19 protein-coding genes and 1 pseudogene are annotated in these 21,228 nt (G+C 73.7%); 7 read left to right on the forward strand and 13 right to left on the reverse strand.

Features of this window, described 5'->3' with window-relative positions; all coding sequences use genetic code 11:
- Positions 1–133 precede the first annotated feature (133 nt).
- Positions 134–361, reverse strand: coding sequence for a hypothetical protein (locus F9B16_RS31545; protein WP_151543866.1), 228 nt, complete (start codon positions 359–361; stop codon positions 134–136).
- 120 nt (positions 362–481) lie between these two features.
- Between F9B16_RS31545 and F9B16_RS31550 the strand changes: the two genes are divergently transcribed.
- Positions 482–1,231, forward strand: coding sequence for a GntR family transcriptional regulator (locus tag F9B16_RS31550; protein ID WP_151543867.1), 750 nt, complete (start codon positions 482–484; stop codon positions 1,229–1,231).
- Positions 1,232–1,233: 2 nt separating this feature from the next.
- Positions 1,234–1,788, forward strand: coding sequence for an NUDIX domain-containing protein (locus F9B16_RS31555; RefSeq protein ID WP_151543868.1), 555 nt, complete (start codon positions 1,234–1,236; stop codon positions 1,786–1,788).
- A gap of 23 nt (positions 1,789–1,811) precedes the next feature.
- Here the strand turns inward: F9B16_RS31555 and F9B16_RS31560 are convergent, their stop codons facing one another.
- The 3 genes from F9B16_RS31560 to F9B16_RS31570 all read right to left on the reverse strand — a co-directional run bounded on the left by F9B16_RS31560 (position 1,812) and on the right by F9B16_RS31570 (position 5,245).
- Positions 1,812–2,789 carry a HAMP domain-containing sensor histidine kinase gene (locus F9B16_RS31560; RefSeq protein ID WP_225992107.1) on the reverse strand — a complete coding sequence of 326 codons (978 nt, stop codon included), beginning with the start codon at positions 2,787–2,789 and terminating at the stop codon, positions 1,812–1,814.
- Positions 2,790–2,860: 71 nt separating this feature from the next.
- Positions 2,861–3,544: a response regulator transcription factor gene (locus tag F9B16_RS31565; RefSeq protein WP_151543870.1), complete on the reverse strand. Its 684-nt coding sequence runs from the start codon at positions 3,542–3,544 to the stop codon at positions 2,861–2,863.
- Positions 3,545–3,775: 231 nt separating this feature from the next.
- Positions 3,776–5,245: a glutamate--cysteine ligase gene (locus F9B16_RS31570; RefSeq protein WP_151543871.1), complete on the reverse strand. Its 1,470-nt coding sequence runs from the start codon at positions 5,243–5,245 to the stop codon at positions 3,776–3,778.
- 150 nt (positions 5,246–5,395) lie between these two features.
- Between F9B16_RS31570 and F9B16_RS31575 the strand changes: the two genes are divergently transcribed.
- Complete coding sequence (locus F9B16_RS31575; RefSeq protein ID WP_151543872.1) at positions 5,396–6,745, forward strand: sensor histidine kinase; 1,350 nt, start codon at positions 5,396–5,398, stop codon at positions 6,743–6,745.
- A 90-nt stretch (positions 6,746–6,835) separates the two neighbouring features.
- On the opposite strand, the gene F9B16_RS31580 is transcribed toward F9B16_RS31575, so the two are convergent.
- The 3 genes from F9B16_RS31580 to sigE all read right to left on the reverse strand — a co-directional run bounded on the left by F9B16_RS31580 (position 6,836) and on the right by sigE (position 8,968).
- Positions 6,836–7,384 carry a YceI family protein gene (locus F9B16_RS31580; RefSeq protein ID WP_151543873.1) on the reverse strand — a complete coding sequence of 183 codons (549 nt, stop codon included), beginning with the start codon at positions 7,382–7,384 and terminating at the stop codon, positions 6,836–6,838.
- Between the two features lie 133 nt (positions 7,385–7,517).
- A complete protein-coding gene (locus tag F9B16_RS31585; RefSeq protein ID WP_151543874.1) occupies positions 7,518–8,333 on the reverse strand; it encodes an alpha/beta fold hydrolase in 816 nt (271 codons plus the stop codon).
- A gap of 104 nt (positions 8,334–8,437) precedes the next feature.
- Positions 8,438–8,968 (reverse strand): RNA polymerase sigma factor SigE, encoded by a 531-nt coding sequence (gene sigE / locus F9B16_RS31590; protein WP_151543889.1) that lies wholly within the window; start codon positions 8,966–8,968, stop codon positions 8,438–8,440.
- Between the two features lie 177 nt (positions 8,969–9,145).
- On the opposite strand from sigE, the gene F9B16_RS31595 reads away from it, so the two are divergent.
- From F9B16_RS31595 to F9B16_RS31605, 3 genes are all read left to right on the forward strand, one after another.
- Entirely contained in the window at positions 9,146–10,447 is a 1,302-nt protein-coding gene (locus tag F9B16_RS31595) for an esterase-like activity of phytase family protein (RefSeq protein WP_151543875.1), read from the forward strand.
- A gap of 155 nt (positions 10,448–10,602) precedes the next feature.
- Positions 10,603–12,177, forward strand: a complete 1,575-nt coding sequence (locus tag F9B16_RS31600; RefSeq protein ID WP_151543876.1) for an acyl-CoA synthetase — start codon at positions 10,603–10,605, stop codon at positions 12,175–12,177.
- A 119-nt stretch (positions 12,178–12,296) separates the two neighbouring features.
- Positions 12,297–13,877, forward strand: a complete 1,581-nt coding sequence (locus F9B16_RS31605; RefSeq protein WP_151543877.1) for a serine/threonine-protein kinase — start codon at positions 12,297–12,299, stop codon at positions 13,875–13,877.
- Here the strand turns inward: F9B16_RS31605 and rho are convergent.
- The 3 genes and pseudogenes from rho to F9B16_RS31620 all read right to left on the reverse strand — a co-directional run.
- Positions 13,874–14,986, reverse strand: a pseudogene (rho, locus tag F9B16_RS31610) (transcription termination factor Rho); the annotation flags it as partial. The gene F9B16_RS31605 and the pseudogene rho overlap by 4 nt on opposite strands.
- Positions 14,987–15,397: 411 nt before the next feature.
- Complete coding sequence (locus tag F9B16_RS31615; RefSeq protein ID WP_151543879.1) at positions 15,398–16,207, reverse strand: hypothetical protein; 810 nt, start codon at positions 16,205–16,207, stop codon at positions 15,398–15,400.
- 158 nt (positions 16,208–16,365) lie between these two features.
- Positions 16,366–17,127, reverse strand: coding sequence for a PEP/pyruvate-binding domain-containing protein (locus F9B16_RS31620; protein ID WP_151543880.1), 762 nt, complete (start codon positions 17,125–17,127; stop codon positions 16,366–16,368).
- 201 nt (positions 17,128–17,328) lie between these two features.
- Between F9B16_RS31620 and F9B16_RS31625 the strand changes: the two genes are divergently transcribed.
- Positions 17,329–18,099, forward strand: coding sequence for an enoyl-CoA hydratase/isomerase family protein (locus F9B16_RS31625; RefSeq protein ID WP_151543881.1), 771 nt, complete (start codon positions 17,329–17,331; stop codon positions 18,097–18,099).
- A gap of 158 nt (positions 18,100–18,257) precedes the next feature.
- Here F9B16_RS31625 and F9B16_RS31630 read toward each other — a convergent pair whose 3' ends face one another.
- The 3 genes from F9B16_RS31630 to F9B16_RS31640 form a co-directional block, all read right to left on the reverse strand.
- Positions 18,258–19,130, reverse strand: a complete 873-nt coding sequence (locus F9B16_RS31630) for a hypothetical protein (protein WP_151543882.1) — start codon at positions 19,128–19,130, stop codon at positions 18,258–18,260.
- Between the two features lie 70 nt (positions 19,131–19,200).
- Positions 19,201–19,845 (reverse strand): LuxR C-terminal-related transcriptional regulator, encoded by a 645-nt coding sequence (locus F9B16_RS31635; RefSeq protein ID WP_151543883.1) that lies wholly within the window; start codon positions 19,843–19,845, stop codon positions 19,201–19,203.
- A complete protein-coding gene (locus F9B16_RS31640) occupies positions 19,809–21,137 on the reverse strand; it encodes a sensor histidine kinase (RefSeq protein WP_225992109.1) in 1,329 nt (442 codons plus the stop codon). The genes F9B16_RS31635 and F9B16_RS31640 overlap by 37 nt, the downstream gene beginning before the upstream one ends.
- Positions 21,138–21,228: the final 91 nt, after the last annotated feature.

Consider the following 21,228-nt stretch of genomic DNA (forward strand, 5'->3'; position numbering starts at 1 on the left):
GCCCGAACCCGACGCCGCGGCGGCCCGAACCCGACGCCGCGGCGGCCCGGATCCGGTGCCGCAGCCTTCCGGACCGGACGTCTCGGGCCGGCCGGATCGCGCGTCGCGGCCGGGCCGGAACGCCGTGCGGCGGTCAGCCGAAGCGGACGCCGCCGCGGAGGCGCTCGGCGGTGGCGACGCGCTCGGCGAGGCGGGTCTGCGCGTCGCACAGCAGCCACAGCTCGCCCTCGTCCAGCGCGGTGATCTCCTCCAGGCAGCCGTTGAGCAGCTGGTAGTCCGACAATGGGGTGACCCGGGTGGCCCTCAGCCCCCGCTCCGAGCGTTCGCCGTGCCAGCCGGGCATGCAGGTGATCAGCGACATCGACGCGGACTCCTTGGTCGGCCTATGGTAGGTCTACCCTAGGCCGACCACCCCGGTCCCGCGCCGGGTTCGGCAGAATGCCTGCAAGGCTTCCCGGCAGGCAGCAGAGAAGGATCCGGTATGCCGCGTCCCCCCACCAAGGCCCAGGCGATCACCAGTGCGCTCGCCGCCCGCATCGTCGAGGGCGAGCTGGAACCCGGCGCCTGGCTGCCGTCCGAGCGCGACCTCGCCCGCGCGTTCGGCGCCGACCGCTCCACCGTCCGCCGCGCGCTGCGGATGCTCGCCGAGCAGGGGCTCGTCGAGGCCCGGCACGGCGCCGGCGTCCAGGTCCGGACGGCCGCGCCGGTGCGGCGCGCCGCGTCCGACATCACCCGGCAGGTCGGCGCCTGGCGCGGTTTCCACGTGTCCGCGCAGAAGGACGGCCGCCGCCCGTTCACCCGCACCACCGTCGCCGAGATCGAGGCGGGCGAACGGCTCGCCCGGCACCTGGACGTCCCGCCCGGCACGCGGGTGCTGGAACGGGCGCGCGTCCAGGGTGTCGAGGGCGAGCCGCCCGTGCAGACCGCCACCACCTGGGTGATCCTCGACATCGTCGACGAGATCCCCCGGCTGCGCGAGATCGACACCGGCCCCGGCGGGATCTACTCGCGGCTCGAGGAGGCCGGGCACCGCATCGCCTTCGAGGAGACCGTCACCTGCCGGCTGCCCCGCGCCGACGAGCAGGAGACGCTGCGGATCGGCCCCGAGCAGCCCGTCCTCACGCTGTGGCGGCGCGGCACCGACGAGAACGGCCGCGTCGTCGAGGTCACCCACCGCGTCGTGGTGGGCGACCGGCACGAGCTCGTGTACCGCTACGGCCTGGGAGCCTGAAGATGAGCGAAGAGCAGGAGCCCGCCGTCCGCCGCGTCGGCTCGCGGGTCGTCTACGAGAACCCGTGGATGCTCGTCCGCGAGGACGAGGTCGAGCGCCTCGACGGCTCGCGCGGCATCTACGGCATCATCGAGAAACCGGACTTCGCGCTGGTCATCCCGGTCGAGGGCGACGGTTTCCACATGGTGGAGGAGTTCCGGTACCCGATCGGGAAGCGCACCTGGTGCTTCCCGCAGGGCTCGCTGCCCGACCGGCAGAGCGCCGAGCCCGAGGAGCTGGCCCGCCTCGAACTCGCGCAGGAGACCGGCCTGCGCGCCGGGACCCTCACCCACCTCGGCCACCTGAACTGCTCCCACGGGACGAGCGGCCAGGGCTTCGACGTCTTCCTCGCCACCGACCTGAAGGCGGGCGAGGCCGACCGCGAACCCGAGGAGCAGGACATGCGGCAGCGCCTGGTCCCGCGCGCCGAGTTCCTCGAGATGATCCGCGACGGCCGCGTCACCGACGACTCCACCGTCGCCGCCTACACCCTCCTCACCCTCCACGAACGCGGCTGAGCCGCGGCGCGGGTCAGCGCGGGTCAGCGCGGGGGGCCGGGGAGGGCGACGCGGATCCGGCAGCCTTCGTCCGTGTCGAGGACGGTGATGTCGCCGCCGTGCAGCTCCGTCGCCCAGTTCGCGATGGCGAGCCCCAGGCCCGTCCCGCCGCCCGGCGTTCCCGCGCGCGCGCCGGTCGCCGCGCCGCGCGAGAACCGCTCGAACACCCGCGCGCGCTCCTCCGGCGGGATGCCCGGCCCCTCGTCGGCGACCTCGATGACCAGCCCGCCGGGCGCCGCGCCCGGACGCGCCGTCACGGTCACTGGACGGCCCGCCGGACCGTGCTTCGCCGCGTTGTCCAGCAGGTTCGCGACGACCTGGTGCAGCCGGTCGCGGTCGGCCGTCGCGCGCAGGCCCGCCGGCACGTCCGCCTCGAACCGCGCGTCCGGATGGCCCGCCGCGGCCTCCGCCGTCACGTCCCCGATGAACGCCGCTACGTCCAGCTCGTCCAGGTCGAGCGGCGCCGCACCCGCCTCCACCCGCGACAGGTCCAGCAGCTGCGTGACGAGCCGGCCGAGCCGCTCGGTCTGGTCGAGCGCCGACTCCAGGACGTCGGGCGTCGCGGGCGTGACGCCGTCCGCGACGTTCTCCAGCACAGCCCGCAGCGCGCTGATCGGCGTCCGCAGCTCGTGCGAGACGTTCGCGACGAACTCGCGGCGCTGCCGGTCAACCTCCGCGAGGTCCGCCGCCATCCGGTTGAACGCCTGCGCCAGCTCGCCGACCTCGTCCCGCGACGTGGCCCGCACCCGGCGGCTGTAGTCGCCGCGCGCCATCGCCCGCGCCGCCGCCGTCATCTCCCGCAGCGGCGCCGTCATCCCGTGCGCGAGGAGCTGGATCACCACCAGCGAGATCAGCACCCCGACCGGCATCGTCTGCCGCGCCCGGAACCCCAGCGGGTACCCCCACAGGACGATGAGCACCGCGACGCACGCCGTCACCACCACGACGACGCCGAACTTCACCTTGATCGACCGTAGCGGGTCCAGCGGCCGCGGCCACCTCGTCCACAGCCTGTGGAAAACCCTCGCCTCCATCACTGCGCGGCCTCCAGGCTGTAGCCGACCCCGTGCACCGTGCGGATGAGGCCCTGCCCGAGCTTGCGGCGCAGCGCCTTCACATGACTGTCGACGACCCGCGTCCCGGACGCGTCCGCCCAGTCCCACACCTGCTCCAGCAGGACCGCGCGGGTCAGCACCGCGCCCCGGTTCCGGACCAGGCACGCGAGCAGGTCGAACTCCGTCGGCGTCAGGTGCACCTCGCGGCCGTCGCGGCGCACCCGCCGCGCCCGCGGGTCCACCTCGACCGGCCCGGCCCGCATCGGCCCGTGCCCCGCCGCGTCCACCCCGGGCCGCTCCACGCGCCGCAGCACCGCCCGGATCCGCGCCACCAGCTCCCGCATGCTGAACGGTTTCGTCACGTAGTCGTCGGCGCCGACGCCGAGCCCGACCAGCAGGTCCGTCTCGTCGTCACGGGCCGTCAGCATCAGCACCGGCGTCGCGCGCTCCGCCTGCACGCGCCGGCACACCTCCAGGCCGTCGAAGCCGGGCAGCATCACGTCCAGCACGATGAGGTGCGGCCCGAACGCCCGGGCCCGCTCCACGGCGGACGGCCCGTCCGCCGCCGTGTCGACCGCGAACCCCTCCGCGGCCAGCCGGTCCGCCACCGCCCGCGCGATCGTCGGCTCGTCCTCCACCACCAGGATCCGCGTCTCGCTCACACGCGCACTCTAAGCACACCGAACGCCCACCCCGTGCCCGACTTGTGCAGATCCTGTGTTGATCCAGGGGGACGACCCCCTGGAACCCCCGTCACGACTGACAGGCTGTTTCCCGCTCCGCTGGCGCTCCGCGCGAAACAGCCTGTCAGTCGCCGGGCAGGCCCGCTCCACTCGCTGGCGCTCGCTCCGCGTGCCCGCCCGTGTCGGGGCCGAGGCCGGGTTCGGGCGGGGTCACCATTCGTGGACGGGGGCGTTGGTGCGCATGTTCTCGACGTAGCGGCGGGTCATGAGGCGGAGGGCCTCGTGGCGGGGGGCGGCGGTGGACTCCTCGATGGCGTCGACGGTGGCGATCTGCCAGGCGGCGCCGGTGCGGCCGGTGACGCAGCGGCGCTCGATGATGCCGAGGAGCCGGTCGCGGCGGGCCGGGTCGACGCCCCAGCGGTCGAGGCCCTCGTGGGCGAGGGGGAGCAGCTTGCGCAGGATGAGCTCGGCGGCCGGGACCTCGCCGACGCCGGGCCAGTAGAGGGTGGCGTCGATGCCGTCGCGGGCGGCGCGGTGCAGGTTCTCCTCGGCGGTGTTGAAGGACATCCGCGTCCAGACGGGACGGTCCTGCTCGGCGAGCATGCGGACGACGCCGTAGTAGAACGCGCCGTTGGCGACGACGTCGGCGACGGACGGCCCGGCGGGCAGCACGCGGTTCTCGATGCGCAGGTGGGGGCGGCCCTTGACGACGGCGTAGATGGGCCGGTTCCAGCGGTAGATGGTGCCGTTGTGCAGGGTCAGCTCGCCGAGTTCGGGGATGCCGCCCTCGTCGAGGACGGCGAGCGGGTCCTCGTCGTCGCAGAGCGGGAGCAGTGACGGGAAGTAGCGGGTGTTCTCCTCGAACAGGTCGAAGACGGAGGTGATCCAGCGCTCGCCGAACCAGACGCGGGGCCGGACGCCCTGCGACTTCAGCTCGTCGGGGCGGGTGTCGGTGGCCTGCTCGAACAGGGTGATGCGGGTCTCGTGCCAGAGCCGGTGCCCGAACAGGAACGGGGAGTTGGCGGCCATCGCGACCTGCGCGCCCGCGACGGCCTGGGCGGCGTTCCAGTAGGCGCCGAACTGGTCGGGGCTCACCTGGAGGTGGAACTGGACGCTGGTGCAGGCGGCTTCGGGGAGGATCGTGTCGGTGTGCATGCGCAGCGGTTCGGGGCCGTCGATGGCGATGTGCATCTCCTCGCCGCGCGCGCGGAAGATCTGGTCGTTGAGCATCTTGTAGCGGGCGTTGGAGGAGAGGGTCTCCTCGCCGATGTCGCTGCGCCGCAGGGTCGGGAGCACGCCGATCATGACGAGCTCGCCGCCGACCTCGCCGGCCCGGTCCTCGGCGTGCTCGAGCTGGTCGCGGACCTCGGTCTCCAGGGCGCCGGTGCCCTCGCCGCCGAGCTCGCGCGGCGGGATGTTGATCTCCAGGTTGAACTGGCCGAGCTCGGTGGCCCAGGCCGGGTCGGCGATGGCCTTGAGCACGTCGGCGTTGCGCATCAGGGGGTCGCCGAGCTCGTCGATCAGGTTGAGTTCGATCTCCAGGCCGATGTGGGGCCGTTCGAAGTCGAACTGGGATTCGCCGAGCATGCGGGCCAGTACGTCCAGGCACCTGCGGACCTTGTCGCGGTAGCGCCGGCGGTCCTCGCCGCTGATGGTGACCGAAGCCACGTCCCTGCCCATGTGTCCGTCCCTGTGCTTCGGAGGAACCGTCATAAAACGGGATGTCCCGGCTGAGGGGGTGGAAAACCCGGCGGGTGATTTCGGGCCACGTTTAGTGACTGGCCGGTAACCTGTACCGGCGACCCGGTATCCCGTGACACTCTGTGATGCATGCGGATGCGCCCCCGGTCGATCAGGGCCCGGGACACCGTCGTCGCCGCGATCATCGCGGCCCTCGTCTGGGGCGTCACCGCCGTCGGCGTCGACTTCGCCGTCCGCACGATCGTCCGGGCCGACCTGCTGCAGCGCACCCAGGTGGACGCGCGGCGGGTCAGCGGCGGCGTGCGGGACGGCACGCTGCGCGGCCCGATCCCCGACGACAGCGGCGGGCGCGTCCTGGTGCAGGTCGTCGAGCCGGGCGGGCTCGTCCGGGAGGCCACCCCGGCCGCCGCGGGCCGCCCGCCGGTCAGCCGGCTCTGGCCGTCCCCGGGGCTGCGGGTGCGCGACTTCACCGAGTGCCGCGGGAGCTGGCCGCACCGGCGCTGCCTGGTCGCGGAGGCGATCCGGGCCACCACCGCGCCCGACTCCGTCGTGGTGTACGCGGCCGAGCCGATGCCGTCCTACCTGGTCAACGGGCTGCTGGAGGGGCTGCTCGCGGCCGGGGTGGCGGCCCTCGCCGGGCTCGCCGCCTGGATCACCTGGCGGGTCGTCGGCCGGACGCTCGGCCCCGTCGAGGCGATCCGCGCCCAGCTCGCCGAGATCAGCGCCACGGACCTGAGCCGGCGGGTGCCGGAGCCGCCCGGCGAGGACGAGATCGCGCAGCTCGCCCGCACCGCGAACGCGACCCTCGACCGGCTGGAGTCGGCGGTCGGGCGGCAGCGGCAGTTCGCCTCGGACGCCTCGCACGAGCTGCGCACCCCGATCGCCGGGCTGCGCGCCAACCTCGAGGACGCCTCGATGCACCCCGAGGACAACGACCTGCCCGCCGTCGTCGAGCAGGCGCTGCACGACACCGACCGGCTGGAGTCGATCGTCACCGACCTGCTGCTGCTCGCCAGGATCGGGACGGGCGGGACGGTCGCGCAGGAGCCGATCGACCTGTCCGCGCTGGCCGGCGCGGAGATCGGCCGCCGCACCTTCCAGGTGAAGATCGAGAAGGAGCTCGCGCACGGCGTGACGGTGCGGGGCGTGCGGATGCAGCTCGTCCGGCTGCTGGGGAACCTGCTGGACAACGCCGAGCGGTACGCCGACCGGGTCATCGCCGTGGAGGCGGCCCGCGACGGCGAGCACGCGCTGCTCACCGTGACCGACGACGGCGTCGGCATCGCGCCCGCGGACCGCGAGCGCGTCTTCGAGCGGTTCACCCGCCTGGACACCGCGCGCAGCCGGGGCGCCGGGGGCACCGGCCTGGGCCTCGCCATCGCCCGGGAGATCGCGGAGGCGCACGGCGGCACGCTGCGCGTCGAGGACGACGCGCGCGGGGCCCGCTTCGTGCTCCGCCTCCCGCTGGCCCCGGAATGACCCCTGGACAGCGGAAAGGGCCGTCCACGGAGTGTGGAACGGCCCTTTCCGGTGGGCGCCCGTGCGGGGTGGGCGCCCAGGAGGATGGTCTTAGGCGCGGACGGCCTGGATCTCCAGCTGGAGGTTGACCTTGTCGCCCAGGAGGGCGCCCTCGCCCTTCAGGGGCACGTTGAACTCGATGCCCCAGTCCTTGCGGTTGATCGTGGTCTCGGCGGAGAACCCGGCGCGCGTGCCGCCCCACGGGTCCTCGGCGACGCCGTTGAACTCGACGGTCAGGCTGACCGGGCGGGTGACGCCCTTGATGGTCAGGTCGCCGTCCAGGTAGTACTCGCCGCCCTCGGCGCGCACGCCCTTGGTGTTGAAGGTCATGGTCGGGTGGTTCTCGACGTCCAGCACGTCCGCGGTGCGCACGTGCGCGTCGCGGTCGGCGTTGCGGGTGTCGAGGGAGGCCACGTTGATCTCGGCGGTGGCGGTGGAGCCGGCGAGGTCCTCGGCGATCTGCACGGAGCCGGAGAACTCGGTGAAGGACCCGCGCACCTTGGTCATCAGGTGCCGGATGGAGAAGGTGACCTCGGAGTGGGTGGGGTCGATGTTCCAGGTGCCGGCGGTCAGGCCCGGGGCGATGGTGTCGATGCTCATGGTGACTCCAGTGGCGCTAGTGCTTGAAAATTCAACGACTAACCCGAGGTTAGTTGAAGGCTCAAACACATGTCAACCGCCCCTTGTTCCCGCCCCGCGCGGGCTCTTCGCCGGCCGCCGGCCAGGGGGCGGGCTAGGACGCGGCGGTCTCGGGACGGGCGCCGAGGAGCGGGTGCGCGCTGCCGTCCAGCAGGACGCGGGCGACCTGCGGCGGGTCGTCGGCCATGGGGACGTGGCCGCAGCCCTCCAGCCAGACGAACCGGGCGTGCGGGAGGCGGCGCTGCGCCCGGACGGCCTGGCTGCGCAGCAGCAGCCGGTCCTTGGTGCCCCACGCGATCGTGACCGGGACGTCCGCGCAGGAGCCGGCGAACCGGGTGGCGCGCCCGGCGCGGAGCGTCGGCTCGAAGCCGGCGGCGTCGCGCATGGCGCGTGCGTCGCCGGTGAGGGCCTCCAGGTCCATCAGGTCGGGACGGCCGTAGATCATGCCGAACATGGCGGCGCGGCGGCGCGGGGAGCGGGCCAGCCGGGTCAGCACGGCGTCCGGGACGCGGGCGCCGAGCCGGGACGCGCGCAGCACCGAGGACGCGTAGCGCAGTTCGGCGGCGTTGAAGAAGCCCGCGGGCGACAGCACCGTCGCGGAGCTGACCAGGCCGCGGTCGGCGGCCTCGAGGGCGAACAGGCCGCCGAGCGAGTTGCCGGCGATGTGCGGGCGGTCCAGGCCGAGGTCGGCGAACGCCGCGGCGAGGACGCCGATGGCGGAGTCGAGCGTGTAGGGGGTGCCGTCGGGCAGCGGCGGGGACTCCCCGAAGCCGGGCAGGTCGACGGCGATGACGTCGCGTTCCGCGGCGAGCAGGTCCAGGACCGGGGACCAGCCCTGCCGGCGGTGGCCGATGCCGTGCAGCAGGACCAGCGGCGGGCCCTCGCCGCGGCGGTCGAAGACGATGTCCACGCGCCGAGGGTAGGCCCGAAGTTACTCGCCGGTCACTAGTGATGCTGGTCACGCGATGGCACAGGGGCCGTCGGACGGGGCGACGTGGCGGGCGGCCGGGGCCGTCAGGACGGGGTGACCTCGGCGGGGCGGCGGTGCTCCAGGGCGTTGCGCAGCTGGGCGCGGCCCCGGTGGATGCGGGAGCGGACGGTGCCGAGCTTCACCCCGAGGGACGCGGCGATCTCCTCGTAGGTGAGGCCCTCGATGTCGCACAGCACGACCGCGGCGCGGTACTCGGGGGCGAGGCCGTCCAGGGCCTTCTGGATGTCGGCGTCGAGGTGGCGCTCGTCGTAGGACTGGGCGGGGCTCGGCTCGCGGCCCTGGAGCCGCTCGGCGGCGTCGTCGGCGAGCGCGTCGAAGCGGATGCGCTGCTTGCGGCGGGCGCGGTCGAGGAACAGGTTGGTGGTGATGCGGTGCAGCCAGCCCTCGAACGTGCCGGGACTGTAGGACGACAGCGAGCGGAAGACCCGGATGAACACGTCCTGGGTCAGGTCCTCGGCGTCGTGCCGGTTGCCGGTAAGGCGGTACGCCAGCCGGAACACCCTTGTGGAGTGCTCGGTGACGATCTCCTCCCACGTTGGAGGAGTCCACGCCATCGTGCCTGCGCTCACCACGACCCCCGTCTGATACGAAATCGTTACGGCCAAGCATGCCGGTACCCAGATAAGACCGGTGTAAGAAGCCTCCGGCGTGGCCGGATCCGGCGGTCCGGGCATCCGGCCCTTCACCTGGGGATCATCACCCGGACACCCGCGGGCTCTACCGTCCCGGCTGTGACAGATCGCTCATTTCCTTACCGGACGCTCATCGCCGGCCTCGCCCTCGCGGCCGGTCCCGCCGCCGTGCTCGCCCCCGGGACGGCGCTCGCCGCGTCCCGGCCGTCCCCGGCGAGCGCGACGCTCCCGCGCGTCCCGCTCGCGCGGTTCCAGAACGGGCTGCTGCCCGGCAGCATCGCCGACGACCACGGGATCGCGCTCGGCGGGATCGGCAGCGACCTGTTCCACGAGAAGGGCGCCCCGGCCGGCGAGTTCTGGGCGATCACCGACCGCGGCCCGAACGGCACGGTCACCGTGGACGGCGAGGACCGCACGACGTTCCCCGTCCCGTCGTTCGACCCGACGATCGTGAAGCTGCGGGTCCGCAAGGACTCGATCAAGGTGACCCGGGCGCTGCCCATCACGAACGCGGCCGGCCGTCCGGTGACGGGCCTGCCGAACGTCGAGGGCCGCGAGTCGGCGCCGTACAGCTTCGACGGGAAGACGCGGCTCGCCTACAACCCCGACGGCATCGACTCCGAGGGGCTCGTCCGGACGAAGGACGGCGACTTCTGGGTGGCGGAGGAGTACGGCCCGTCGCTGCTGCACCTGGACGCCCGCGGACGGGTCGTCGAGCGGTACGTCCCGGAGGGGTGGACAGGGAAGCCCGGTTACCCGGTGAAGGCGGTGCTGCCTTCAATCCTGAACAAGCGGACCGAAAACCGTGGCTTCGAGGGGCTGACCGTATCTCCCGACGGTAAGTCGCTGTACGTCGCGGTGCAGAGCCCGCTGTCGAATCCGGACAAGAGCGCGTACAAGAAGTCGCGGATCGCGCGCGTGTTCCGGTTCGACCTCCGGAAGGGCCGCGTGTCCGGCGAGTACGCGTACCGGTTCGAGGACGTGTGCGCGTTCGACCCGGCCGACTGCGGCGACCAGAAGGAGATGAAGATCTCCGCGCTGACCGCCGTGAACGACCACGAGCTGCTGGTGGACGAGCGGACCGACAACGTCGCGAAGCTCTACAAGGTCGACCTGCGCAAGGCCACCGACATCCTCGGCATGCGCTGGGACGACGAGGCGACGACCCCGTCGCTGGAGCAGTCCGCGTCGGGCATCGCGCCGCTGCCGAAGACCCTGGCCGTGGACCTCGGCACGGTCCCGGGCGTCCCCGGCAAGATCGAGGGCGTCGCGCTCGCCGACTCCCGCACGCTCGCGGTGATCAACGACAACGACTTCGGGCTCGGCACGTTCGGCCCGGACGGCCGGCTGGTCGACAGCGGCGTCCCGACCAGGCTGACGTACGTCCCGCTGCCGCGCTGACCGGACGCGCTGACCGGACGCGCGGACCGGCGGCGCGGACCGGCAGCGTGTGACCGAACTCATTGGACTCGATGACAACAGAACATTGAGCCGATCACCGGTCGCCGAGGATGATCGGAGGCGTCCCCACCCACCCCGACATCCGAGGACGTGGCATGGCGCGCAGCTACAACCTGGCCGATCTGCTCGAAATCCTGGCGGCGGCGGGCCCCGACCGGCCCGCCCTCGTCGCCGGGGACGAGCGGCGCACGTACGCGCAGCTCAACGAGCGGGCGAGCCGGGTCGGCCACCATCTGGCCGCGGCGGGCGTCCAGGCCGGCGAGCACGTCGCGATCCTCGCCTACAACCGCGCGGAGTGGGTCGAGGCGATGATCGGCGCGTTCAAGGTCCGCGCGGTGCCGATCCCGGTGAACTACCGGTACGTCGCCGCCGAGCTGCACCACGTGCTGTCCGACTCCGACTCCGTCGCGCTCATCGGGGAGCGGTCGCTGCTGGAGAAGGTCGAGGAGATCCGCGGCGACCTGCCGAAGCTGCGGCACGTGGTCGTCCTGGAGGACGACTCGTCCGCGGACATCCCGGACGCCGTCCGGTACGAGGACGCCCTCGCGGCCGCCGCGTCCGGCGACGACTTCCCGGAGCGCTCCAGCGACGACCGCTACATCATGTACACCGGCGGCACCACCGGCTACCCCAAGGGCGTCGAGTGGCGCTGCGAGGACATCTTCTTCGGCGCGCTCGGCGGCGGGAACGTCCTCGGCGACCCCATCACCAGCCCGGAGGCGATCGCCGCGAACGCCGAGCAGCCGCCGATGGCCGTGCTCGACTGCGCGCCCGTCATGCACGGCGCCGGCCAGTGGGTCGCGTTCATGGGCCTGTTCAGCGGCGCGAAGGTCGTCCTCTACACCGACCACGCGTTCGACGCGGGCAAGGCGCTGACGCTGCTCGCCGAGGAGCAGGCGAACGTGCTGATGCTGGTCGGGGACGTGATGGCCCGCCCGGTCGCCAAGGCCGTCGCGACCGGCGCGTACGACACGTCCTCGCTGATGGCGATCGCGTCCGGCGGCGCGCCGCTGACCGAGGGCGCCAAGGCGGCCCTGCGGGAGCACCTGCCGAACATCATGTTCCTCGACAACTACGGCGCCTCCGAGACCGGCGCGTGCGGGCCGTCCGTGGACGCCAAGGAGGGCACCGCCCGGTTCATGATGAAGCCCGGCATCACCGTCCTGGACGACGACCTGAAGGTGGTCGCGCCCGGCCAGATCGGCAAGCTCGCGCGCAGCGGCCACATCCCGCTCGGCTACTACAACGACCCGGCGAAGACCGCGTCGACGTTCTTCACCGACGCCGCCGGGACCCGCTGGTCGATCCCCGGCGACTTCGCGAGCCTGGAGGAGGACGGCACGATCACCCTGCTCGGCCGCGGCTCCCTCATGATCAACACCGGTGGGGAGAAGGTCTACCCGGAGGAGGTCGAGGTCGCGCTGAAGGACCACCCGGACGTGTACGACGCCGTCGTCGTGGGCCTGCCGGACGAGCGGTTCGGGCAGCGCGTCGCCGCCGTCGTCTCCCCGCGCCCCGGCGCGACGCTCACGCTCGACGAGCTGACCGAGCACTGCCGCGGCCGCCTCGCCGGCTACAAGCTGCCGCGCGAGCTGAAGGTGGTCGACGAGGTGCAGCGCACCGCGGTCGGGAAGTCCGACTACAAATGGGCCAAGTCCGTCTTCGCCTGACCCGCTCCGCCGGACGGGGGAAAGCCGCCCTCCGCAACCAGCGACGCGCCGGAAAGCGGTCAAGAAAGAATTGATGGCGGCGGGGCGTGCGGGGCCGATTCCGGGCGCATAACCTCCCCATGAACGGGGACCGGCCGCTACCGCTCGCGCGGCGGTACCGGCTGCTCTCCGTGGTCGGCCGCGGCGGCATGGGCACCGTCTGGCGCGCCTACGACGAGATGCTGGACCGGGACGTCGCGGTCAAGGAGGTCCGGCTGCCCGGCCGCATCACCGAGGCCGAGCGCCGGGCGCTGTGCCGGCGGCTGCTCGCCGAGGCGCGGGCGACCGCCGCGCTCCGCCATCCCGGCGTCGCCGCCGTCCACGACGTCCTCGTCGAGGGCGGCCGGCCGTGGATCGTGATGGAGTTCCTGCCGGCGTGCTCGCTGAACCGGCTGGTCGGCGAGGGCGGGCCGCTCGGCGTGCGGCGGACGGCGCGGATCGGCGCGGCGGTGCTGTCGGTGCTGCGCGCCGCGCACGACGCGGGCATCCTGCACCGCGACGTGAAGCCGAGCAACGTCCTGGTCTGCGACGACGGCCGGGTCCTGCTCACCGACTTCGGGCTCGCGCTGCACACCGACCGGGGCCGCGGCCCCGGCGGGCCGCTGCAGGCCGAGACGATGGCGGCGGGCATCGAGGGGTCGCCCGCCTACCTCGCGCCGGAGCGGGTACACGGGCTGCCGAGCGTCGAGGCGTCCGACCTGTGGTCGCTCGGCGCGACGCTGTACACCGCCGTCGAGGGGTTCTCGCCGTTCCTGCGCTGCCACGCGCTCGCGTCGATGGTCGCGGTGCTGCTCGGCGACTACGCGCGGCCCGTCCGGGCGGGGGCGCTCACCCCGGTGATCGAGGGGCTGCTGCGGGAGCGCCCCGAGGACCGGCTGTCCGCCGAGGCGGCGGCCCGGATGCTGCAGGAGGTCGCGGACGCCGAACCGGCGGGCGCGACGGCGGCCGTCCTGGTCCCCGCGCCGAAACCGCGCAGGCCGAGGCCGGCACCGAGGCCGTCCCGGTCGGGGGTGGCGCGCGTCCGGCGGACGCTGCGGGTCCCGGTGCTGGTCGGGCGGCGGCTGCGGCCCGGCGCCGTGCTGAGCGTCGCGGTCCTCGCGGTGGTCGCGGCCGGCGTCGGCACGTGGACGGCGCGGTGGAACTCCGTCGGCAAGAGCGACTCGGTGGCGCTGCGCCCGGCCGCGGGGGTCGAGGCGAAGATGGTGAAGTACACCGAGGAGGGCGCGTACTCGGTCCGCGTCCCGGCCGGGTGGCAGAGCGAGCGGCGCGACGACGTCATGGAGTGGGAGGACCGGGCGTCCGGGCGGGGGCTGCGGATCTCCCCGGCCCCGGGCGGGCCGCTGGACGGGCTGCGCGCCGCCGAGCGGAGGGCCGTGGCGAAGCACCGGTATCCCGGGTACCACCGGCTGCGCCTGGAGGCCGCCCCTGACCTGGGCGAGGACGCCGCGGAATGGGAGTTCGCCTGGGACGGCGACGGCGACGACGGTGAAGGCGGCGGCGGTCGCGGCGCCGGCGGGTCCGGCGGGCATGGCGGGGAGCACGTGCTGTGCAGCCGCGCCGCCGGATACGAGTTCTGTTTCCACGCGCCCGAAGCGCATTGGACGCCGGGGCAGCGGCTCTACGACCGCGTCCTCAGGACGTTCAGGCCGCGGAAAGGCTAAAGGCCCTTCTGGAGGCGGAGCAGGAACTCGGCGTTCGACGAGGTGCCCTTCATCTTCTCCAGCAGCTGCTCGATGGACTGCTGCCGCTCCAGGCCCTGCAGGGCGCGGCGCAGCCGCCAGGTGAGCGCGAGTTCCTCGGGCGACATCAGCAGCTCGTCGCGGCGGGTGCCGGACGCCTCGATGGCGACGGCGGGGAACACCCGGCGGTCGGCGAGGCCCCGGTCGAGCTTCAGCTCCATGTTGCCGGTGCCCTTGTACTCCTCGAAGAACACGTCGTCCATCCGGGAGCCGGTCTCCACCAGCGCGGTCGCGAGGATGGTCAGCGAGCCGCCGTTCTCGATGTTGCGGGCGGCGCCGAAGAACTTCTTCGGCGGGTAGATCGCCGTGGTGGCGACACCGCCGGCGAGGATGCGGCTGCTGGACGGCGCCGCGAGGTTGTAGGCGCGGCCGAGCCGGGTGATCGAGTCGAGCAGCATCACGACGTCGTGGCCCTGCTCGACGAGCCGCTTGGCGCGCTCGACGGCCAGCTCGGCGAGGGAGGTGTGCTCCTGCGCGGGCCGGTCGAACGTCGAGTGGATCACCTCGCCGCGGACCGTCCGCTGCATGTCGGTGACCTCCTCGGGGCGCTCGTCGATGAGCACCACCATGAGGTGCACCTCGGGGTTGTTCGTGCTGATCGCGTTCGCGAGGGCCTGCAGCACCATCGTCTTGCCGACCTTCGGCGGCGACACGATCAGGCCGCGCTGCCCCTTGCCGATCGGCGCGACCAGGTCGATGACGCGGGTCGCGAGCGGGCCGGTGTCCAGGCGCAGCCGCTCGTCCGGGAACAGCGGGGTCAGCTTGGCGAACTCGGGGCGGCCGGCGGCCTGCTCGGGCGGCAGCCCGTTCACCGACTCGACGGTGGCGAGCGCGCCGAACTTCTCCCGGCCGCTCTTCGGCGGGCGGGCCGTCCCGGCGACGGCGTCGCCGGGCCGCAGGTGGAACGTCTTCACCTGCGCGAGGGAGACGTGCACGTCGTCGTTGCCCGGCAGGTATCCGGACGTGCGGACGAACGCGTGCTTGTCCTGGACGGCGAGGATCCCGTGGAACGGGACCGCGGGCTGGTCGTCGGCGGCGGGCCGCCGCGCCTGCTGCTGGGCGCCCTTGCGCGCGCTGGGAACGGCGTGCGCCCTGCTCTCGGCGGGGCGGCGTTCCGAAGTGAGTGTGGGAGTGGACATACGGGTCCCTTCTCAGGGCGGCGCGGTGTGCGCCGCGCCCCCTGGAGTCGAATCCCGCGTACGGCGGCGGAGCCCGCGGCTCATACGCGAGGAGAATGCGAGAAATGCAGCTCGGTTCACCGGGCTGACGTCGGCTCCCTTGTGCGACGGTCCGGGACGCTCGTCGGCGCGTCCGGACGGGGGATCACCGGGCTCTCAGATGGCCCGGGCGGGGAAGAAGTGCGCCTCAACCGCGGAGCGCGGGAAATCAAAGGCGCTGCCTTGACAGTACAGCACCGGAGGCCGTTCGCGCATTCCCCAAGGTCATCGGTGCGTCCTCGGCTTGGACGTCGTCCGGGGCCGGGACGTGGCCCGGCCGGTGGGACGCGGCCTGGACGGGGTGCTCGCGTGCGTGGGCTCCTTGGACGGCCGCGAGGTGGGGCGCTCGGCCGTCGTGGTCTTCGGGCGCGGCGTCGTCCACCGGGGCGTCGGGGCGTCCCGCTCGACGGGGAGCGGGTAGGGCGGCCGGGCGCCGCCCGCCTCCGGCGCCGGGCCGGCGCACTCCGCGTCCTCATATACTCCTCCACTGGCCTTGACCTGCGAGGACGCGGACACCTCCAGCCTCCTGGCGAGGTCGATCGTGCCGCGGTCCGCGGGCACCCTGCCCGGCAGGTTCACGATGACCGTGTCGCCGTCGACGGACGTGCCGGAGCCCAGCGGCGTCCCGTCCGGGCCGCCGCTGACGCGCCACTCGCCGCCGCTGAAGGTGGCGTCGACCCGGCTCGTGCGGGTGCCGTCCCGGATCACCGTGGTGTAGGTGGCGCTCCCGGACCCGGTGGAACCAGGCGGCCCGGCCGTCGTGAAGGCCACCCGGAGCAGGCCCGGCTCGCGCTCCCACGCCACCAGCGTCAGGTCGCTGCCGGGCGGCGCCGGGCTCCGCGACCCGTGCGCCGTCACGTCGCCGCGCGGGTCGTCGCATGTCAGCGGCCAGTTGGCGGAGACCGGTGCGGCGTGCGCGGCCGGTGCCGGGCGCGGCGTGCGGGACGTCCCCGTCCCGCAGCCGGCCATCGTGACCGCGAGGCCGGCGGCAGCGCTGCCGGCGGCGATGCGCGTGATCAGGCGGCGTCCCCGCACGTTCCGACTCCCCGGCCCATGGGCGCCCGACTCGCACCCTTCGACGCTTACGGTCACCTTCGACTCGCGTGCCTCGGGGGCGGTTCCGCCGGATCCCGGCCGCGTCCGGCCACCGCGGCGTCCGGCCTCGGCGCGGGCGGGGCGGGCGGTGGGGCGGGTCAGCTGGCGGGGCGGCGGGCCCGGGGCAGGGTGAGGGACGACAGGGGGCGCGTCTGGAGTAGCCAGAGGGCGCCCTCCCCGTCGAACCCGAACTCGATCTCCTGCGGGCCGCCGAACAGGGCCGCGGCGCGCGCGGCCAGCTTGACCAGCGCCCGCAGCTGCGGCCGGGTGAGCGGCTCCTCGCCCGGCGCCCCGCTGTCCCGTTCCACGCCCATGACCTTGCCGCGCCGGTTGAGCGCGTAGGTGGTGGCGGCCTGGCTGTCCCGGAGCGCGCGCGGGCCGCCCGGCGCGGCGGAGACGATCACCCGGTCGGTCCGGCTCTCCAGCGGGTCCGCGCCGAACAGCACACCGCCCGACACCAGGTCCAGCTGCGGCTGGACGAGGATCGCGGTGGTCGCGGGACCGGTCGCGGACGCCACCACGCCCGTCACGGCCTTCAGGAACTCCGGCCAGCCCTTGACGTCCAGGGCGGACACGTACCGGCCCTTCGCGCCCTCCTCGTGCGTGGACGAGGACCGCACCGCGAGGGCCCGGGCGCCGTTCCCGCTGAGGCGGGCCCACGCCTTCCGCAGCTCGCCGGTGTTCCGGTAGCGCTCGCCCCGGGGGAAGCACTGCACGGGGATCACGAAGCCGGGCGGAACCGGCAGCCCGTTGCGCGCCGCGCGCGCCAGATCGGACGCCTTGGCCCCGGCCATGTCGGGGGCGGCGGCCAAGGGGTCGTCCAGGTTGATCGTCCAGAAGGCGTGTGCACTCTGTTGCACCACGAGCTCCGTTTCGGGGTCGGATACCCCTCGTGAATCTATAATCCGCCGGGCGTTCCCGGAATTCCTCCCTCGCCAGGGTCGTCCCTAATCCCCCCGAAGGGAGTATCTGGGGGGCGCGCGCGTCGTCCTCGGGGCGGAGGAAATCGCGCGATGCCGGGTCCGTACGATGATGCCGCTGGTGGAGCGGTAGGGAGGGCCATGGGCGGCGGGTTGCGGTGCGAGGTCGCGGGCGGGGTGGGGACGATCACCATCGACCGGCCGGAGAAGCGGAACGCCATGTCGGCGGACATGTGGCGGGCCCTGCCCGGCGTCCTGGCCGGCCTGGAGGCCGATCCCGGCGTCCGCGTCGTGGTCCTCACGGGCGCGGGCGGGAACTTCTGCGCCGGCGCGGACATCTCCGAGCTGCCCGACATCCACCGCGACGACGACTCGCACCTGTCGACGGTCGCCGAGCGCGCCCTCGCCGCGTTCCCGAAGCCGACGCTCGCCGCGATCGAGGGGTTCTGCGTCGGCGGCGGCTGCCAGCTCGCCGCGGCGTGCGACCTGCGGTTCGCGGCGCCCGGCGCCCGGTTCGGGATCACCCCCGCCAAGCTCGGCATCGTGTACCCGGCGGCGGCGACGGCCCGGCTCGTCCGGCTCGTCGGACCGTCCGCCGCGAAGTACCTGCTGTACTCCGCCGATCTGGTCGACGCGGACCACGCGCTGCGGATCGGGCTGCTGAACGAGATCGCCGCCGACCTCCCGGCGCGGGTCGCGGCGTTCGCCGAGACGCTCGCGTCGCGCTCGCTGCTGACCCAGCAGGCGACCAAGGACATCGTGGACGCCATCGCCGCCGACGAGCCGGTGGACGAGAAGGTCCGCGGCTGGCTGGAGGAGGTCGCCGCGCGCGGCGAGGTCGCCGAGGGCATCGCCGCCTTCCTCGAACGCCGCCCACCCCGCTTCACCTGGACGTCTCGCTCTGCTTTCTAGCAAGCACGGTCAAGGGGCTCGCCTGGCGGCTCGCCCCTTGACCGTGCTTGGGCGAGCGCGAACTCGCTTCGCGAGCTTCCCGGTGGGGCTCGCCTCCGGCGTCGCCCCCCGGTCAGATGGCGCGCTCGCGCGGTGGCTCGGGATAGCTAGCGGGATAGCTAGGACGCGTCGAGGAGGCGGGCGGCGGGGAGGCGGCGCAGGCGGGCGGACGCGCGGGACGGGTCGTCCAGCAGCGCGGCGGTCTCCGGGAGGCGCAGCTCCGCCAGCGGCAGCACGCCGCACAGCAGCTCCTCGGGCGTCCGGACGATGAGCAGGGGCCCGACCTGCGCCGTCGCGCGGGCGGTGCCGCGCAGCGCGGTGAGCAGGGCCTCCGCCTCGGCGGGTGCGCCGGACGCGCCGCGCGCCGTGAGCAGCTCGAGGAAGTCGCGCTCCAGCCCGCGCGGGCTGCGGCCGGACAGGTAGTAGCGGTCGCCGTCCGCCAGCTCGCACCACAGCCCGTACCGTTCGAGGAACCGCTCGAACGGGCCGGCCAGCGCGGCGCGGGCCGCGGCGGGCACCGCGGTGAGGGACGCGGCGACGAGGTCGGCGGGCTCGGCGCCGAGCGACGCCGCGACGGCCTGGTCGAGCCGCGCGACGAGGTGCGCGCGGAGCGCGGCGACGTCCGCGGTGAGCCGTTCGAGCGCCGCCTTCTGGGTGTTCAGCCGCTCGTTGACCTCCGGCACCATCCGGTCGTTGATCTGCGCGACCAGCGAGCCGATCCGGTCGTCGGTCTCGCGCAGCGACTCCGCCAGCCGGTCCTGCCCGGCGGCGAGCGGCGCCAGCTCCGCGGTCCGCTCGGCGGTGAGCCGCTCCAGCCGCTCGCGCTGCGCGGAGCGGAAGTGCTCCAGCTCGTCGCGGGTGTCCTTGAGCGCGGTGAGCTGGGTGCGGATGTCGGCGATCTCGGGCGGGCCGGCCCGCCGCCGGCGGTCGAACGCCAGGTAGAGCTCACGGCCCGCGATCGCCAGGCAGAGCAGGACCAGGATCACCTTCATCGCGCCCTCCCAAGGGCCACTCGCCCGAGCAACCTATTTCACCGCACGGGGGCCCGGGTAGTCCGCCGCGTCAGCGGTTGAGATACGCGAGGACGGCGAGGACGCGGCGGTTGGTGTCGTCGGTGACGGGCAGGTCGAGCTTGGCGAAGATGTTCGCGGTGTGCTTGGTGACGGCGCGCTCGGTCACCACCAGCTGCTCGGCGATCGCCGCGTTCGAGCGGCCCTGCGCCATCAGCTCCAGCACCTCGGTCTCGCGGGGGGTGAGCCGGCTCAGCGGGGTGTCGCGGGTGCTGCTGGCGACGAGCCGGGAGATCACCTCGGGGTCCATCGCGGTGCCGCCGGCGGCGACGCGGCGGACCGCGTCGACGAACTGGGCGGTGTCGAACACGCGGTCCTTCAGCAGGTAGCCGATGCCGCCGGTGCCGTCGGCGAGCAGCTCGCGGGCGTACAGCTGCTCGACGTACTGCGACAGCACGAGCACCGGCAGGCCCGGGATCCGGCGGCGCGCCTCCAGCGCGGCCTGCAGGCCCTCGTCGGTGAAGGACGGCGGCAGGCGCACGTCGACCACCGCCACGTCCGGGCGGTGGTCGACGAGCGCCTTCAGCAGGGAGGGCCCGTTGTCGACGGCGTCGGCGATCTCGAAGCCGTGCGTCTCCAGGAGGCTGACGAGGCCCTCTCTCAGGAGGGCGAGGTCTTCGGCGAGGACAACGCGCACGGCAGCTCCAGCGTGACGATGGTCGGGCCGCCCACCGGGGAGTTGAGGGCGAGCACGCCGTCGAATGTACCGATCCGCCGCTCGATCCCGCGCAGTCCGGTGCCGCCGTCCAGGGACGCGCCGCCGCGCCCGTCGTCGGTGACGGTGATCCGCAGCATGCCGCGCTCGTGGCGCATGTCGACCCAGACGCGGGACGCGCCGGAGTGCTTGGCCGCGTTGGTGAGGATCTCCGACACCGCGAAGTAGGCGGCGGACTCGACCGGCGGCTCGGGACGGGCCGGCAGGTCGGCGGCGACCTCGACGTGCAGCGGGTGGTCGAGCGCGAGCGCCTTCACCGCGTCGCCGATGCCGCGGTCGGCGAGCACGGGCGGGTGGATGCCGCGGACGAGGTCGCGCAGCTCGTGCAGCGCCTTCGCGGACGACTCGCGGGTCTGCGCGAGCAGGATCCGCGCCTTCTCCGGGTCCTTGTCGAGCAGGTGCTCGATGGCGCCGAGGCTCATGCCCATCGCGACGAGCCGGGCCTGCGCGCCGTCGTGCAGGTCGCGCTCGATGCGGCGCAGCTCGGCGGCGGACGCGTCCACCGCGTCCGACCGGGTCTCGGTGAGGTGCCGGACGCGCAGCGCCAGCCGGGACTTCTCCGTCGGGCCGAGGACGGCCTCGCCCCACCGGCCGTACACCCGCATCATCGTGGGGCCGAGCAGGTATCCGGCGGCGATGCACAGCGTCGCGACGACCGCGGTCGACACGACCCGGCCTGTGTCGCGGCCGTAGCCCTCGGTGACGTGGATGTAGGCGTACCAGTCGCTGCCGCCGTAGTGGCCGATCATCCCGCCGGCGAACGTCGCGACGGCGTACCCCCACAGCCCGTACAGGATCAGCAGGCCGGGGAGCGCGGCGGTGAACAGCGCGACGAACGGGTCGGCGGCCACCCACAGGTAGTCGCGCCAGGTGGCGGGGTCGCGGGCCAGCGTGACGAAGCGCCGCACGGAGCCCTTGAGGCCGGGTTCGGGCGCGGGCTCGGGGAGGTAGGGCCGCTCGATCCGGTGCCCGGTGCAGCGTTCGATCCGGTCGCGGTAGACGTCGAGCTGCTTGCGCAGCGCCATCGTCGCGGACGGGAACAGCAGGATCCCGACGAAGCCCGAGATCAGCGAGACGACCGTGATGAACCACAGGCCCACGAAGGTCGCCGGGATCCCCAGGAGCCACAGCCCGAGCCCGCGCCACGGCGCCCTGATCCACCGCTGCCAGGGGGTCTCGCTCCCCGGCCGCTCGTTCACCGCGTGCTCGTTCACCGTGTTCCTCCGGTCGTCGCCTGCCGTCGTGCGTCCAGTCTCCGGCCGGCGCCCGTCCCGCACAGTGTGCCCGCAACCCGGGCGGGGGGTG

The organism is Actinomadura montaniterrae, assembly GCF_008923365.1.
Taxonomy (GTDB): Bacteria; Actinomycetota; Actinomycetes; order Streptosporangiales; family Streptosporangiaceae; genus Spirillospora; species Spirillospora montaniterrae.

Bases quoted from the DNA above. Each gene is read 5' to 3' on its own strand.
- F9B16_RS31580 (WP_151543873.1), bottom strand. From the start codon at position 7,384: ATGAGCATCGACACCATCGCCCCGGGCCTGACCGCCGGCACCTGGAAC.
- F9B16_RS31600 (WP_151543876.1), top strand. From the start codon at position 10,603: ATGGCGCGCAGCTACAACCTGGCCGATCTGCTCGAAATCCTGGCGGCG.
- F9B16_RS31555 (WP_151543868.1), top strand. From the start codon at position 1,234: ATGAGCGAAGAGCAGGAGCCCGCCGTCCGCCGCGTCGGCTCGCGGGTC.
- F9B16_RS31625 (WP_151543881.1), top strand. From the start codon at position 17,329: ATGGGCGGCGGGTTGCGGTGCGAGGTCGCGGGCGGGGTGGGGACGATC.
- F9B16_RS31605 (WP_151543877.1), top strand. From the start codon at position 12,297: ATGAACGGGGACCGGCCGCTACCGCTCGCGCGGCGGTACCGGCTGCTC.
- F9B16_RS31575 (WP_151543872.1), top strand. From the start codon at position 5,396: ATGCGGATGCGCCCCCGGTCGATCAGGGCCCGGGACACCGTCGTCGCC.
- sigE (WP_151543889.1), bottom strand. From the start codon at position 8,968: ATGGCGTGGACTCCTCCAACGTGGGAGGAGATCGTCACCGAGCACTCC.
- F9B16_RS31550 (WP_151543867.1), top strand. From the start codon at position 482: ATGCCGCGTCCCCCCACCAAGGCCCAGGCGATCACCAGTGCGCTCGCC.
- F9B16_RS31630 (WP_151543882.1), bottom strand. From the start codon at position 19,130: ATGAAGGTGATCCTGGTCCTGCTCTGCCTGGCGATCGCGGGCCGTGAG.
- F9B16_RS31570 (WP_151543871.1), bottom strand. From the start codon at position 5,245: ATGGGCAGGGACGTGGCTTCGGTCACCATCAGCGGCGAGGACCGCCGG.
- F9B16_RS31545 (WP_151543866.1), bottom strand. From the start codon at position 361: ATGTCGCTGATCACCTGCATGCCCGGCTGGCACGGCGAACGCTCGGAG.